Consider the following 15,695-nt stretch of genomic DNA (forward strand, 5'->3'; position numbering starts at 1 on the left):
GGCGATCACGATATATGCAATAGCCTTGGCGGTCGTGGGAACGCCCGATAAGGTTGCCGACAATTCCTCCTGCCACAGCGCCAATAGCCGCTCCACCCCAGCTATTGCTTACGACGCCGCCAATAATCGCGCCTGAGCCTGCACCGATTGCGGTTCCTCGCTCAGTCGCTGTGCAGGACGATAGAGCAATTACTATGCCTACCGCAGCTACAAATTTTTTCATGATTGTTCCCTTTGTTTCACCGGGGTACCAGACCAGATTTATCCAACTTCACCGCAATGCATCGAATTGTCTACAGTGCGGACTCGAGATGGTAAAACAACCGTATCATGTGTGCCCATTTTCGCGAACGTGCTTGGGCGGGAAACCACCACTGCCGATCAAGAGCCGAACCGCCGCCGCGATTTGCCATGTGGCAGAGGCACCCCAGATGCTATTCCATCTTCCAGATTGCTTCTCTCCTGCGTCGGCTGCTTCAGCCGATTGGCAATTCTGGAATTTCCCACGCCGGGGCGGGAAGGTTGCGAAGCGACACAAATGGCTGCCATTTCGTTGATGCGTCTTTCTGACAGCTCGGGAACGAGTACCTGGCGCACACAGGCGAGAAGTCATCGCCGTTCATCGGTCCGTCCAGATACATAGGTGTCGCCATCCCGTTGATGCGCAAGCCTGCCGTGAAGGAGGTTGTCTCCAGTGGCCGTGCGTAACGGAGGCCGGCAACGCTCGCCTTTCGGTGCCCGTCCGTAGAGACGCGCCATTTTTCGAGGTCTCTAGGCGAACATCCGCTATGGCGTCTGAGATCCGGCTACAGCGACGTAAACTGAGTAAATCGACCGGGTTGCGGCGATGAACAGCCGATTGCGCTTGGCGCCACCGAAAGTCAGGTTCGCGACGGTCTGCGGGACCCGGATCTTGCCGATCAGTTTGCCCGTTGGGTCGAAGCAATGCACGCCATCGGCCGCGCTCGACCAGAGGTTCCCGTTCACATCGGTGCGGATACCGTCCGGAACGCCGTTTTGGAGGAGGCAGAAGACGCGGCCGTTCGCGAGCCTGGAGCCATCGACCACATCGAAAGCGCGGATGTGGCGCGGCAGGCTTTCGTCATGGCTTGCTGCCGAGTCCGCCACATAGAGGGTCGTCTCGTCGGGCGAAAAGGCGAGGCCGTTCGGCTGCATGAAATCCGTGACGACAACCGAAAGCACGCCGGTCGCTGGGTCGAAGCGGTAAACGTTGCGCGTCGGTTGTTCCGGATTGGCGCGATAGCCTTCGTAGTCCGACAGGATGCCGTAGGTGGGATCGGTGAACCAGATCGTACCGTCGGATTTCACCACCACATCGTTCGGTGAATTCAGCCGCTTCCCCTCGAAACGATCAGCGAGCACCGTGATCGCGCCGTCGATCTCCGTGCGCGTGACCCGGCGCATGCCGTGCTCGCAGGAAATGAGCCGTCCTTGACGGTCGCGTGTATGACCATTGGCGAAGTTGGATGGCTGTCGATACACGGAGACACCGCTCTCCGGCGTCCATCGCAGTATGCGCTGGTTTGGAATGTCGCTCCACAGCAACTGGTTCGCGTCGTTGAACCAGACAGGCCCCTCCGCCCAGCGGCAGTCGGAATAGAGCTCATCGAGGGCGGCGCTCGTCACGATCAACTGCCGGAAACGCGGATCGTGGATTTCGTAGATGTTGGCCTCGGCCATGGCAGTCTTCCCGTTTATCGCATGCCTGTCCGGCGACCGCCGGCAAGCATGATGACGCTGATGATGATGAGGCCGGTCATGATGAGACGGATACCTGCGCCCAGCCCATAGGTGTTGAGCATCGAGACGACCAGGAACATGAAGAGCGATGCACCCCAGATACCCGGCACGTTGGAATCTCCGCCGGCAACCGCAGTGCCGCCGATTACCACGACCGCGATCGACATCAAAAGATACTCCGAGCCCATATTGAGCGCCGCGCCTCCCGAGAAGCAGGCGAGCAGATAGCCGGCGACCGATGCGAGGACGGCGCAAAAGAGATAGGTGACGAGGCGCGTGCCATCGACCGGAATACCTGCCATGCGCGCGGCCGGCATGCTTTGGCCGATCGCCGAGATCCAGCGGCCATAGATGGTCCTTTCGAGGATGAACCATGCGAGAAGGGAGAGCGCTAACGCGACGATCGCCACGTTCGGCACACCAAGCGTGTTCGACGTGGTGAATTCGGCAAGCGCGCTCGGGGGCTTGATACGCAGGCCGCGGTTCGTCCAGATCGCAGCCGACTGCACGATGAAGCTCATGGACAGCGTTGCGATGATCGGCGGGATGCGAAGCGCCTTGATGAGCGCATAGTTGCCAAGCCCGACAGCCAGACCAATGACGACGGCAACCAGAAGTCCGGGCAGGATCATGTCGTTTTCGACGTTCATCAGCTTTAGCGCCACCGTGCCAGCCAGCGTCATGGTGGCGGGGACCGAGAGGTCAATGTTGCCAGGCCCGAGCGTGATGACGAACATCTGACCGATGCCGACGATAATCGAGAAGGCCGCAAAGGTGAGGGCAGCCTGCGACAGGCCGAGCGTGCTGGCACCGCCGGTCACCACAATTGTCAGGAACCAGACGATGAAAGCTGCAAGCCACGACCAGATCCAAGGTTTGCCGGAGAGGTGCGCAAGAATCTTCATTGAAGTTTCTCCCGATTCTCGATGCGATTCAGTATGAGGCGGAGCGCCAGCACGATGATCAGGATCGCGCCTTGCGCACCGATCTGCCAGTCTGGCGAAATGCGAAGGAAGGACAGGAAGGACCCGGCAAGCGTCAGCGTCAGCGCGCCAATGACGGCCCCGATGGGAGAGATGCGGCCGCCGATGAACTCACCACCGCCAAGGATGACGCCGGCAATTGACAGTAGCGTATAGCGTAGCGCGATGTTGGCATCGGCCGAGGTGGTCAGGCCGACGAGGGCGATGCCGGCGAGGACCGCGAAGAAGCCGGAAAGCCCGTAGGCGGCCGCACGCGCCGCAACGACCGACCATCCGGCGCGCTCGACCGAGCGCTGGTTGCCGCCGATGCCACGGATGAGAACACCGAGTGAGCATCGCATGACGATCAGATGCGCAAACATGGCGATGATAATGCTTGCGACAATTGCCATTGGCGCAAAAGGCGGTTTGACAGTCATCAGCCAGCGCACCCAGTCGGGCGCCTGTCCGCCGGGTGCTGGCAGCAGCAACACCGCAAGGCCGGCCCAGACGAAGCTCATGCCGAGGGTCATGACGATTGATGGCAGTTTGCGCAGGTGGATCACGACGCCGAGCGCCGCATAGGCCGCGATCGCGCAGGCAAGGATCAGGATGCCGATCACGGGCGCATCCTTGAGGAAGGTCGCGGTTACGCAGGCGACGAAGCTGACGAAGGCTCCCATGGAGAGATCGAGATCATTCACCGCCATTACAAACATCTGCGCGATCGTAGCAAGCGCGATCGGCACGGCGAGATTTAATAGTAGGTTCAGCCCGCCATAGCTCATGGCGCGCGGCTGCAGCCAGAAGATCGCGGCAAGCAGCAGCGTCAGCGACAGGGCAGGAATGGCAAGACGCACGGCGTCGGACGACAAACGGAACTTCATGCGGCGGCTGCCTCGAAGGAGGCGGCGATGATGTTCGTCTCGTTGACGGCATCGCCGGCGAGTTCCGCTGTGATGCGGTTTTCGCGGAAAACGTAGACACGGTCGCAAAGGCAAACCTCGTCCATTTCCGTCGAATACCAGATGAAGGTGCGCCCGCCCGCCGCCTCCTGGCGGATAATCTCGTAGACCTCCTGCTTGGTCCCGACATCGACACCGCGCATCGGATCATCCATCAGGACGACCGGTGCGCGCGTGGCTAGGGCGCGGGCGAACAGCACTTTCTGCTGGTTGCCGCCGGACAGCGACAGGATGTTGTGGTTGCTCATATCGGGCGAGCGGATTTCGATCCGCCGCTTCCAGTCGGCACCTTTCGTCTCCTCTTCACCCACAAGAATAAGGCCACGGCGAGACATGTCGGCGAGTGAGGCGATGGAGAAATTGCGCAGGATGCTCCACAACTCGAAGACGCCGTTGAGGCGGCGGTCGCCCGCGACGAAGGTGACGAGCGGGTTGCGCTCCGGCAGCCAATTGCTGGAGCGGGCGGCATGCAAGGCTAGAAGGAGTTTGGTTTGCCCGTGGCCTGCAAGGCCTGCAAGGCCGATGATTTCACCCTTACGCGCTGCGAAGGGAATATCCGCCATCCGATGGGACAGGATGACCGGCGCAGCGGTTTGCCCGGACACGGAGCGCTGCCCGGTTTGCGCCTTCGCGACGCTCCCCATGGCCTCCACGAGGCCGTGGTGAACGAAACCATTCGCCGGTCGTTCAGCAACCACGCGGCCGTCCTTCATGACGACGATACGGTCGCAGGTTTCGAGAATCTCGTGCAGGATATGCGAGATGAAAATGACCGATCCACCGCTTGCAATGAAGCGGCGGACATGGTCGAGCATCTGGCGGGCGAGGCTTGCATCGAGCGACGATGTCGGCTCGTCGAGGATTACCAGCCGTGGCGGAATACCGGCGTCGGAAAAGGCCATGGCAATCTCGACCATCTGACGCTGGGCAATCGAAAGATCACCCACGACTTGACTGGCATCGATGTCATGACCGGGAAAAACGATGTCGAGGCTCTTCCCGATGACGTCCGCAGCGCGCGTCCGCCACCTGAAGCCACCAAGATCACGGTGCATAATGCGGGCGTTCTCGACGATAGAAAGGTTGGGGCAGAGGGACAGTTCCTGGAAGACGCAGCGCACGCCGCGGGCGCGGGCAGCGTTGATGCCGTAGCGCTCCAACTGCTCGCCGTCGCTCGCGATGGTTCCCTCGTGAGGCGTGAGGCCGCCATTGATCACGCTGACGATGGTCGATTTGCCGGCACCGTTGTGACCTACAAGTCCGACGCACTCGCCCGGCATAACGCGCAAGTCAACGTCGTCGAGAGCCCTGACTGCGCCGAAACTCACCTTGGCGCCCCGGATCGCGATTATAGCCGTGGCCACGTCGTTCATGCTGCTGCACCATCTGCTTGAAAAATTGCCGCGCGCCATTTGCGATCGCGCGGCAATCCCCGGGAGAACTATTTTGACGCCGCGATGACCTTCACAGCGTCGTCTTGCGTGTATTCCACGTTGGCAACGCCGCCGGCCTGGGTATTGGCGAGATTCGCTTCGAGATTGTCCTGGTCGATACGCAGGAAGGGCACCACGAGGTCCTTCTTGACCTGCTTGCCGTCCAGAATCTGCTGAGCGACCCAGAAGGCGAGCGTGGAGACGCCTGGCGCGATCGAGACGGACATGGTCTCGTAACTTTTCGCATCCTTCTGTTCCTTCCACCACTTGAGTTCGTCTTCTCGATTCCCCATGACGATGATCGGCAACTCGCGGTCGGTCGCGGCGATGGCCTGGGCGGCGCCATAACCATCACCGCCCTGCGTCACTACGCCGACAATATCCGGCAGGCTCGGCAGGATGCCGGCAACAGCTTTCTGCGCCACGTCCTGCGCCCAGTCCCCATGAACGGAACCGGCAACCTTGAACTGCGGGAACTGCTTGACACCGTCATGGATGCCTGCCGAAATCTCATCATCGACGAAGACACCGGCAAGGCCGCGAATCTCGAGCAGATTGCCGCCTTCCGGGAGTTTCTTCGAAAGATACTCGACCTGACTGCGCCCCATTTCCTTGAAGTCGACGGCGATACGCCAGGCGCAAGGCTCCGTTACGATGCCGTCGAAGGAAACGACGGTAATACCGGCGTCGCAGGCTTCCTTGACCGCGCCATTCAGCGCCGTCGGCGATGCAGCGTTCAACACGATCGCGTCATAGCCCTGCAGAATCATGTTCTGAATCTGGGCTGCCTGTTCCGTCGCCTGGTTTTCGGCAGTCGTGAAAGGGTCGGCTGCAGCAACGACACCGGCCTTCACGGCTTCGCCCGTCACTTTTTCCCAACTGGTCAGCATGGCCTGGCGCCACGAATTGCCTGCATAGTTGTTGGAAAGGGCGATTTTCTTTGCCGACGTGTCGGCAAAGGCGGAAACGGGCATCGCGGCCAAAGCGATCGCGGCCGATGCCAAAAGCATCTTACGAATTGTCATGTCTCTCTCCCTCATGATCGCGCCAAGAGGCGGATCGGTCACCTCGCCCGGTAATTCGGGTTCGGGTGAAATTGTTCTTGCACTGAGCTTCCTCCTCTCAGTAAGGGCAGGATGCGGGAGATCGGTGACCCTGTACAGGCGCAAGACGGCAAGTCGTTTGCGGGATTTGCACAACAAGCTGCGGGTTCACGCAAGACGGCGGCGCTTCCGCAGGCGCTTACTAGTGAAGCGATTGCGGCGGGTTGAATAGCCTGCGCCGCCCGGAAAGGAACTGACGATGCTGCATCTGGTACCCGCAGCCATGTTCGACCACTATCTCGGTATTTCCCGGCTGCTCGCGGGCCAGCTCGATTTCCGCTCGGCTATCCGTTCGGTCGCAGCCGAGGTCGCCCATATCATCCCACACGACCATCTCGATGTCTGCGTACTCCTTGAGGGCGGAAACTACCACACTGCCTACGAGACGGGCATCGAGACCGCCTGGGGCGATCTCGCCGGGGCGCCGGTCGTCAACAGCCCCATCCGCTCGCTGCTCTGGGGCGAGGTGGATTTTCTGCTCTCGGACGATGCCATGACGGACTCGAGATTCCATTTCGAAGGCGCCTTCAAGCGACCGATCGTCGAACAGTCTCTGAGGAGCCGCTTGCATGTAGCGATGAAAGTGCAGGGCACGATTATCGCGGCGCTCTCCTGTTCGTCGCAAAGGCCGGGCGTCTATACGATGGATGATATCGAACGCGCGCGCATCATTGCCGATCTGTTGACCCCTTATTTCTTCGCGCTGCAGGCGGCCGAGCAGGCGCAACGCTCGGCTATTGTCGAGGCAGAGGCCCGCGCCCGTGAGGAAGGGTTGCGGCAAGGCGCACTGAAGCTTACAGAAGCCTTGGAGCAGGAGCGTCAGCGCATCGGCATGGACCTGCATGACCAGACGCTCGCTGACCTCACGCGGCTTGCTCGCCGGATCGATCGGCTGTCGTCGCGCAATGGCGAGGAAATATCCGAGGCGCTGGAGCCTGTTTCTCGCTCCCTCCAGCATTGCATGCAGGATTTGCGGCATATCATCGAGCAGGCAAAACCCTCCGTTCTGCAGCTTTTCGGCCTCGCCCAGGCGATCGAGCATCATCTCGACCGATCAACCCGTGACACCGGATCAGCCATCGAATGGGGCCTTGTCGACGAGACCCGCGGTGCGCTGGAGCAACTGGAACCGACCGTCAGCGTCGCGCTTTTCCGGATCGCGCAGGAGGCGATCAACAATGCGGTTCGCCATGCCGCCCCGCTGACTGTCTTGGTTCGGCTCGAGGCCGAGGACGCGAGGCTGTCGATCGAAATCTCCGACGATGGGACCGGGCTCGCTAAGGCGCGGGGACGGATCGGCGGCGGCATTGATAATATGAAGACCCGTGCGCGGCTGATCTCGGCGCGCTTCACGACCGGGCCAGGGCACAATAATCGCGGGACGGTGGTGCGGGTCGTGCTGCCACTCGTGCCGCGAGACCCGGCGGGCGAGCCGAACTGAGGAAACAGGCATTATGAAAGTACTGATCATCGAAGACGACCCGCTTCACCGTTCCTATCTACACGAGGCGGTCAGCGCGGCCCTGCCGGAATGCGGCACAGTGATCGAGGCGGAGAACGGAACCGTCGGCGAGAAGCTTGCCCGTGACCACAAGTCGGCGCATATCGTCATGGACCTCCAGATGACAAGCCGCAACGGCATTGAGGCGGCACGCACCATCTGGAAGGAGCGGCCGGAGACCCGCATTCTGTTCTGGTCGAATTATTCCGACGAGGCATATGTGCGTGGCGTCTCACGCATCGTGCCCGATGGCGCCGCGTACGGCTATGTACTAAAATCCGCCTCCGATGAACGGCTGAAGCTTGCACTTCGCTCGATCTTCATCGAGAGCCAGTGTGTCATCGACCGCGAGGTCCGGGGACTGCAGCAGAAGAGCCTGGGCCAGACGAAGGGGTTCACCGATTCCGAATATGAGATCCTCGTCGATATCGCGCTCGGCCTCACGGATCGGACCATCTCCAAACGCCGGGGCCTCTCGCTGCGTAGCGTGCAAAATCGCCTGCAGCAGCTCTATGACAAGCTTGATGTCTACCAGAGCGTAGGCGACGACCAGGAGGATGGCCGCTTCAATCTCCGCGCCCGGGCCGTCATGGTTGCCTTCCTACGCAAACTCCTGAACTACAGCGCCCTGGAACGGGCAGAAGCAGAGCTGCAGGAGTGGCTTGATGGAAAGTAATGCTTTCAAACGCAGTGGTTATAGGCGGTAGCGGTATTTCGCCCTTTTTAGCTCTCGCCACCCACATTGACCGCATCCGCGCAGCGACGGATTGGAAAACCTTGACCGGCGTCATTGCTTGATTTCAGGCAACCGCAAGATGGATCATCATCGCTCGAAAATGTGACAGCTCGTCGGCTGCTCTGCGGAGAGCCTGAGACCGTCTACGCCAACTGTCGAGCCAAATCCATCTTGACATCTGATACGTACCGGGAATGATGGTTGAAAAGTCGGGAGCATCATATGGCAGAGATCGCGCTTAGCAACGTGTCGAAAAGTTTTGGCACCGTCAATGTTATTGACGATATATCCCTGGTCGTTGAGCCTGGCGAATTGATGGTGTTTCTTGGCCCGTCCGGCTCCGGAAAATCGACTCTTCTTCGTATGGTTGCAGGTCTCGAGAAGATCGACGGTGGCACATTGACCATCGACGGCAAACGCTGCGAACATCTTGCGCCGGGACAGCGTGACGTCGCCATGGTGTTCCAGAACTATGCGCTTTATCCGCATATGACTGTCGAGGAAAATATGGCCTTCGGGCTTAGAAATATCGGAATGCCCCAGGGTGACATCGATCGCCGCGTGGGGGAAGCCGCCCGCATGTTGGAAATGGAAGTCTTGCTCAAACGCCGGCCAGCGCAACTGTCAGGAGGACAGCGTCAGCGGGTGGCCATTGGCCGGGCGATCGTCAAAGAGCCCAAGGCATTCCTGTTCGATGAGCCGTTATCCAACCTCGACGCCGCTCTGCGGGTGCGTACGCGGGTTGAACTCGCCAAGCTTCATCAGCGTATGAAGGCAACGATGATTTATGTCACGCACGACCAGACCGAAGCGATGACGCTCGCCGACCGTATCGTAATTCTGAACAACTGCCGGATTGAGCAGATCGGAACCCCGATGGAGGTGTATCTCCGGCCTGCTTCCCGATTTGTCGCGAGCTTCATCGGCAGCCCCGGAATGAATTTCCTGAAGGCGGAGGTGGCCGGAGGCGGAAAGACGACGGTGAGGTTCGGAGGCGCAACGACACTCGACATCGAGGTCGCACATCCCGGTCCGGGTGCATATGAACTCGGCATCCGCCCCGAAGCCGTCCACATCCTTCCTAAGGGCGAAGACGGCGTTGCTACTGCGACAGCCGGCGTGGTTGAGCGGCTCGGTGAACGCACGCTGGTCTACTGCACGCTGGAGAACGGCACGGAACTCATCGCCCAGGATGATGGCCGTTCGGTTGTGCAGACCGGCGATATCCTGACACTCCGCTTTGATACGTCGGCAGTGCACCTTTTCGATGCAGAGGGCAGGGCCTATCACTCGCCGGTCATGACTAGGCAATAGGCAAATTTCGGATCTATCCCTTTATGCCGGCGGAGAGCGTGATCGCCTCAGTCACCCGCCTCTGGAAAATCAGATAAGCGACGGCAACCGGCAAACCGGCAAGCACGGCTGCGGTAAGTTCGCGCGCATAATAGATACCAAATGCATCGTTGACTTGCGTGATGCCGACGGTGATCGTCATCATTTCGGTTCGTGTGACCGCCAGAAACGGCCACAGGAACGCGTTCCACGACCAGATGAAGGTTACGATCGAAAGGGCGGCCGTTACGCCCCAGTTCATTGGAATGTAGATCCGCGTGAGAATGCGCCATTCCGAGGCATTGTCCATGACTGCGGCTTCGCGGAAGTCCTTCGGGACGCCATCGAAAAACTGTTTGTAGACGATGATGATCACCGGGTGGATCAACTGCGGCAGTACGATGCCGGCCCAAGTGTTGACGAGGCCAAGCCGCGCAATCAGTTCGAAATGGTTGACGATCAGAGTCTGTGTGGGGACCATGAAACTTGCAAGGATCAGCCACCAGAGCGCGTTGCGAAACGGGAAATTGAGCTGAGAGAGTGCATAGCCGCAGAACAGGGACGACAATACCGTCAGAACGGTGATGGAGAGGGCGGTTACGATCGAGTTCAGATACCAGCGGCCGATGTCGGTCTGCGTTAGCGCGAAATAATAATGCGAGAACGTCAGTGTGTCCGGCCAGAGTTCGATATAGGGGCGCACGACTTCGTCTTCGGGTTTCAGCGAAGTGATAACGCCCCAGTAAAGGGGAAATGCCCAGATCAGCGCAACAATGACGGTCAGCAGCGTGATGATGAAGCCGGCGAGATTCAGCCTCCTCAAAGTGTCTGCATTCATCGGTTATTTCCCCTCGACAACCGCGTGAGCTGGAAATTCAGGACTGAAACGACGATGACGATCAGGAACAGCACCACCGCCACCGCGGCGGCGCGGCCACCCTGATCAGATTGGAATGCTCGCTGGAAGACATAATAAACCAGGACCACATTGTCGTTCGGCCTTCCGCCCGTGGAAAACAGATAGACCTGATCGAAGATTTTCAGCTGCAGGATCAACTGGATAGTCAACACTAGGGCCGTTATCGGCCACATCAGCGGCCAGGTGATGCGGGCGAACGTGGCCCATCGACCAGCATTGTCGAGTGAAGCGGCCTCGTATATTTCGCCCGGGATGGCCCGTAGCCCCGCGAGAAACAACAGGATGGAAAAGCCAGCGGTCCACCAAATGGTGATGAAAGCAACGGCTGGTATGAACCAGGCCGTCGCCTTGAAGACCGGTACCCGGCCGATGCCCAACATATCGAAAACATACATCGCGATGCCGAACTGAAAATTCAGCGTCCAGTCCCAAATCAGATAAACGACCGACACTGGCAGGATATAGGGGAGAAAGAATAGCGCCAGAACGAAAGATTGCAGCCTGCCGGCAAGGCGGTTCACTCCGAGCGCGATCGCAAACGCAACCAGTGTTCCGGGAACGACCGACAGCAGAACGAAATAGGCAGTGTTCCACAATGCCGTGTCGAAGCGGCGGTCGCTCGCCAGCCGAGTATAATTGTCGAAACCGACATAGGTGCCGTCGCCGATAAGCGGTGCGTCGGTAAAGCTGATCATGAACAGCTTGATCGTCGGGTAGACGAAGACGAGGCCGTAAATTGCGATAAAGGGCGCAATCAGCGCAAGGGCCATTAGGGCTTCGCTTCGTTTGTTCCTGAGCATGCTCACTCCCGAATCCTGCTCCGGCATCTGTAAAGTGCCGGGTCGCCCATCAGGACAGCCCGGCAGCGAGGCTACATGTCGTTCAATCCGGCCTTGATCTCCTCGACGGCTTCCGCCGGTTCCATTTCGCCATTCAAGGTCGGCACGAAGGAACTCGACATGACGTCGAAGATCGGGCCTGCAATGCCGGCCAGCGGCGACTTGGGATCGAAGATCATGTTTTCAGTCAGCGTCGAGTAAGTGGAATTAGGCTGCATTGCCTTATATTCTGCACTCGCCGTCACGGGCCCATAGGCCGGAATATGGCCCGCCGTTGCCCAGAAGAGCGAGTTCTTGTCCATCCACGACATTACCTCCAGAACGGCCGCACGCTTGTCGGCGCTCATATCCTTATCCTTGTTGGCGGGAATGGCGAAGGTGTGGCTGTCCGCATAGGTCGAAGGATGGTTGAAGATAACCGGAAGCTCGACCGCGCCCCATTCGAACAGCTTGCCGTTCTTGTGCAGATCGGTCATCGTAGGCACTTCCCAGACTCCGTTGATCATCATCGCGGCTTCACCTGACGTGAACAGCGCGACGGTCGCGGGATAGTCCGTATAGGACGATTGCAGGCCGTCCTTGGTCCAGCCCTGCAGGATTGCAAGGGCATTCTCAAGCTTCTTGCCGTTGTCCCCTGTCAGGAACTTGCCGTCTGTCATCAACTCGCCATCCTGCTGGCCCATCAGCGAATAGATGGTGCGGAACATGAAGTTGCCGTCTGCCGTAACCGATCCCAGCGGAAACTTGACGCCTGCCTCTTTCAAAGCTTTCAGCGTGGCGGTGAAGTTCTCACCCGAATCCAGTCCTTTCGGCTTGCCGTCGTCGGTCAGAAGGCCGGCTTTCTTGAGAATGTCCTTGTTGTAATAGAGAACGATCGGATGGGTATCGAGCGGCACTGCGTATTGCTTGCCGTCCGAGGTGACGGCATCCCAGGTCGCGCTGGCGTAATCGTCTTTCGAAATCCCCATCGCCTTCCAGTCGTCGGCCGTGATTTCCTGGAGGATTCCCTGCTTGACGGCCAGCGGTATGCGGCTTGCATGATAGGTCATCACGTCTGGCGCTTCGCCGACCGCGGCCGATGTCTGGACCTTGGCGTAGAATGGCGTGCCCCATTCCAGCGTCGTCGCATCGATCTTGATCTTTCCCTGATGGGCAGCGTTGAAGTCGGAGATCATCTGCTTCATGCGGACGCCGTCACCGCCGCTCAGGAAATCCCACCAAACTACATTTTCTTCTGCATGCGCGGTGGATGCGAATAAGCTCACAGTCAAAGCAACGCACTTTGCCAAAGTTACGATTCTCGGCATCGGGTATTCTCCTCCCATCTGTGTTGCGGCCTCCCGCCGCAACGTTGATATTTGCCTACAACCTCACGATAATCATCGAATAAGAATATGGCGGCACAGTAACCTGTACCGAGTTCCCGCTGAGAAGTGCCTCATCAGTTGTTTCCGGCTTCACATTGTCCGGATTTTCCCTGGTGTTTGTCGCTTCGAGATCTTGATGCTTTATCAGCGTGTGCTCGACGGACTTGGCCTCGCCGAAGCCCTCAAGCGACAGATCGATCACCATCGGTTCGTCGCCGTGCCTGTTGACTGCGAAAAAGGTAAGCGTCCCGGCATCGCCATCATGCACGCCGGAAATATCGAGATAGGATACGTTGTCGGCCACGTCGGCGCGATAGCTGGCACAATCGACGTCGAGATGCAGCGCCGTCCCCCGGCCGTATAGCGAGGCGAATTTGAAGGGGTAGTAAATTGTCTGCCGCCACGAGCCGCCACCAGGCATCGTCATGATTGGCGCGATCACATTGACGAGTTGGGCAATGCAAGCGATGCGCACGACATCGGAGCGCCGGATAAACGTGTTGAGGATGCAGCCAACCTGCAGCACGTCCTCGAAGTTGTAGATATCCTCCAGAAGAACCGGCGCATGCGGCCAGTCCCATTCCTTCATGCGGATCGCGTCGCTGCGGCGCTCGTGATACCATACGTTCCATTCGTCGAAGGAAATCTTGACGTTCCTCTTGGAACGCTTCTTTCCTTTAACGTAGTCGATCACGCCACTCACGGTACCGATGTATCGATCGAGCTTCTCGGGCAGGGCCAGGAACTCGGCAGTATTCTTCTCGTAGTTTTCAAAGTACATGTGCAGCGAAATATAATCGACCTGATCATATGTCTCCTCCAGCACCGTGGCTTCCCATTGCGGATAAGTCGGCATGTCGGAATGCGACGAACCGCAGACGATAAGTTCCAGCGTGTCGTCGAAGGCGCGCATTGCTTTCGCGGTTTCGTTGGCCAGATGGCCGTATTCGGCCGCACTTTTGTGGCCGACCTGCCAAGGGCCGTCCATTTCATTGCCAAGGCACCAGAGCCTGACATTCCACGGATCGGCCCGGCCGTTCTTTTTCCGGAGATCGGACCAGTAGGTTCCGCCGGGGTGATTGGTGTACTCGACAAAACTGCGGGCGCTGTCGAGGCCGCGGGAACCGAGATTGACCGCCAACATCATTTCGGTGTTCGCGGCAGCCGCCCACTCCGCAAATTCGTGAATACCGACATGGTTCGATTCAGAGGTTCGCCAAGCTAGGTCGAGCCGCGTTGGTCGCGCATCCCTTGGGCCGATCCCGTCTTCCCAGTTATAGGCAGATACAAAGTTGCCACCAGGATAGCGGCATACCGGTGTGTTCAATTCACGTACGAGGTCCAGCACATCCCCGCGCATGCCGTTCTTATCGGCTGTCGGGTGGCCCGGCTCATAAATGCCGGTATAGACCGCGCGCCCAAGATGTTCCAGGAACGATCCGTAAAGCCTTTTGTCTATGTCGGCGATTGTATAGCGCGCATGCGCAACGACTCTAGCTTCCATGTTCCTCCCCAAGAAGCCAATGTACCATGTTTTTCGGTACATATCAGAAGATACGGCATATAAGCTCGCCAGGGCAACGGTCGTCAAGCGTTTTGTTGGGCGGTATCAGATCTGGATGCGCAACAGAATATCCTGATCATAGTTCCCGAACCCGCGGCCGAAGATGTTTATGCCGCCGGGGTGCTCGGCGTCTTCCTTAACGCCTATGCGCATGCGGATCGAACGATGTTGGTCGATTGCAAGGTCATCGAGCGTGACATCGGATATTCTTACGCCATCGACAAAGCTGCCTTGGTCGTTGATGCGCCAATACTTCAGCTTTCCATACTGCGAGCCTGCCAATTTCCACCAGTCCGGCGTGTAAACGCCGCGCTTGTCGCCGAAATCACCAGGTGACGTCCAAGTGCCGACATCCACGCCATTTACCTGAAGAAATATGTCCGATGGCCAGTCTGCCGCGGTTCCTGGAACTTCTGAGCTCAGTTCCATCGAAAATTCTAGCGCGCTGGGTTTCGCCTTTTTTAGCAATGTATTGTTTGGAAACTGATATTCGACAAATCCACGTGTGAACCAAAGCAGTCCGGCGCGCATTCTCTCGGGATCGAGAAGGGTGTCGGGTACATCAAGCAGCCCGATCACGCCATCCTTCGAGCATAGTCCGCAGGGGCTACTCACTTCGAACTGCGTGTAAAGCCCCAACGGCATCGATACTTCGATCATATTCTCAGTTCGTTCGGCAATGTCTTCGTGAAAGGCTACAAGAATTTCCCTGAACGCCGAGCGGCAAATTTTCTGGCTGCCCTTGCGTGCCTTGACACTTTCGGTGGTGACCAGCCCAGCTTCCTCGAGTATCTGTAGGTTCGACGAGACTGTGGATTGCGGCAGAAGCAACTCTTCGGCAATCTGATTGACGTTCTTCGGACCGCTTCGTAGAAGCTTCAAGATTGAAACACGGACTTCGCTGGCAAGACCTCTGATGATGTCTTGACGTTCGGAGGGGTCTATTACGAGAACTTTTCCGGGCATAGGATGAACCAGTTGAAGCACTGGTTATGGTAAGTACCAGCATACCGGATATGATGGAAGCCTTTGCGTAAATTTCGCAGCTGAGAACGACGAGCGCGATTGGCGGACGCTGCGGTGGATCTACAGGCTCTTTCCACTTTCCGTGTCGAACACGTAGACCAGGTTGTGGTCGATGCCGGCGCGAAACGGCGTGCCGTGACGGGCTGGATGATCTCCGTCGACGACGGCGGTCATCTGCTGACCGGCA

The 15,695-nt window shown here is 58.5% G+C and carries 14 protein-coding genes; 3 read left to right on the forward strand and 11 right to left on the reverse strand.

The genetic code is table 11. The annotated features are described in order from the left end of the window. The 6 genes from VL202_RS18030 to VL202_RS18060 all read right to left on the reverse strand — a co-directional run. Window positions 1–223: YMGG-like glycine zipper-containing protein (locus tag VL202_RS18030; protein WP_325465469.1), on the reverse strand; the 223-nt coding region annotated here is incomplete at its 3' end. 563 nt (window positions 224–786) lie between these two features. Beyond that, window positions 787–1,701, reverse strand: coding sequence for an SMP-30/gluconolactonase/LRE family protein (locus VL202_RS18040; protein WP_325465470.1), 915 nt, complete (start codon window positions 1,699–1,701; stop codon window positions 787–789). Window positions 1,702–1,715: 14 nt separating this feature from the next. Further along, a complete protein-coding gene (locus VL202_RS18045; RefSeq protein WP_325465471.1) occupies window positions 1,716–2,666 on the reverse strand; it encodes an ABC transporter permease in 951 nt (316 codons plus the stop codon). Then, window positions 2,663–3,610 carry an ABC transporter permease gene (locus tag VL202_RS18050; RefSeq protein WP_325465472.1) on the reverse strand — a complete coding sequence of 316 codons (948 nt, stop codon included), beginning with the start codon at window positions 3,608–3,610 and terminating at the stop codon, window positions 2,663–2,665. The genes VL202_RS18045 and VL202_RS18050 overlap by 4 nt, the downstream gene beginning before the upstream one ends. Continuing rightward, window positions 3,607–5,061, reverse strand: coding sequence for a sugar ABC transporter ATP-binding protein (locus tag VL202_RS18055; protein ID WP_325465473.1), 1,455 nt, complete (start codon window positions 5,059–5,061; stop codon window positions 3,607–3,609). Before VL202_RS18055 ends, VL202_RS18050 begins: the two co-directional genes overlap by 4 nt. Before the next feature lie 68 nt (window positions 5,062–5,129). After that, complete coding sequence (locus tag VL202_RS18060) at window positions 5,130–6,146, reverse strand: ABC transporter substrate-binding protein (protein ID WP_325465474.1); 1,017 nt, start codon at window positions 6,144–6,146, stop codon at window positions 5,130–5,132. Window positions 6,147–6,423: 277 nt separating this feature from the next. On the opposite strand from VL202_RS18060, the gene VL202_RS18065 reads away from it, so the two are divergent. From VL202_RS18065 to VL202_RS18075, 3 genes are all read left to right on the forward strand, one after another. Beyond that, window positions 6,424–7,665 carry a sensor histidine kinase gene (locus VL202_RS18065; protein ID WP_056330432.1) on the forward strand — a complete coding sequence of 414 codons (1,242 nt, stop codon included), beginning with the start codon at window positions 6,424–6,426 and terminating at the stop codon, window positions 7,663–7,665. Between the two features lie 13 nt (window positions 7,666–7,678). Continuing rightward, complete coding sequence (locus VL202_RS18070) at window positions 7,679–8,401, forward strand: response regulator transcription factor (RefSeq protein ID WP_325465475.1); 723 nt, start codon at window positions 7,679–7,681, stop codon at window positions 8,399–8,401. A 282-nt stretch (window positions 8,402–8,683) separates the two neighbouring features. Then, window positions 8,684–9,775, forward strand: coding sequence for a sn-glycerol-3-phosphate ABC transporter ATP-binding protein UgpC (locus VL202_RS18075; RefSeq protein WP_325465476.1), 1,092 nt, complete (start codon window positions 8,684–8,686; stop codon window positions 9,773–9,775). Window positions 9,776–9,788: 13 nt separating this feature from the next. Here the strand turns inward: VL202_RS18075 and VL202_RS18080 are convergent, their stop codons facing one another. From VL202_RS18080 to VL202_RS18100, 5 genes are all read right to left on the reverse strand, one after another. Continuing rightward, window positions 9,789–10,631 (reverse strand): carbohydrate ABC transporter permease, encoded by an 843-nt coding sequence (locus VL202_RS18080; RefSeq protein WP_325465477.1) that lies wholly within the window; start codon window positions 10,629–10,631, stop codon window positions 9,789–9,791. Further along, window positions 10,628–11,512, reverse strand: a complete 885-nt coding sequence (locus VL202_RS18085; RefSeq protein ID WP_325465478.1) for a sugar ABC transporter permease — start codon at window positions 11,510–11,512, stop codon at window positions 10,628–10,630. Before VL202_RS18085 ends, VL202_RS18080 begins: the two co-directional genes overlap by 4 nt. A gap of 71 nt (window positions 11,513–11,583) precedes the next feature. Beyond that, window positions 11,584–12,858 carry an extracellular solute-binding protein gene (locus VL202_RS18090; RefSeq protein WP_056330420.1) on the reverse strand — a complete coding sequence of 425 codons (1,275 nt, stop codon included), beginning with the start codon at window positions 12,856–12,858 and terminating at the stop codon, window positions 11,584–11,586. A 55-nt stretch (window positions 12,859–12,913) separates the two neighbouring features. Continuing rightward, window positions 12,914–14,422 carry an alpha-N-arabinofuranosidase gene (locus VL202_RS18095; protein WP_325465479.1) on the reverse strand — a complete coding sequence of 503 codons (1,509 nt, stop codon included), beginning with the start codon at window positions 14,420–14,422 and terminating at the stop codon, window positions 12,914–12,916. A gap of 105 nt (window positions 14,423–14,527) precedes the next feature. Next, complete coding sequence (locus VL202_RS18100; protein ID WP_056330415.1) at window positions 14,528–15,448, reverse strand: ArsR/SmtB family transcription factor; 921 nt, start codon at window positions 15,446–15,448, stop codon at window positions 14,528–14,530. Between the last annotated feature and the right edge of the window lie 247 nt (window positions 15,449–15,695).

This window comes from Pararhizobium sp. (assembly GCF_035497515.1).
Taxonomy (GTDB): Bacteria; Pseudomonadota; Alphaproteobacteria; order Rhizobiales; family Rhizobiaceae; genus Pararhizobium.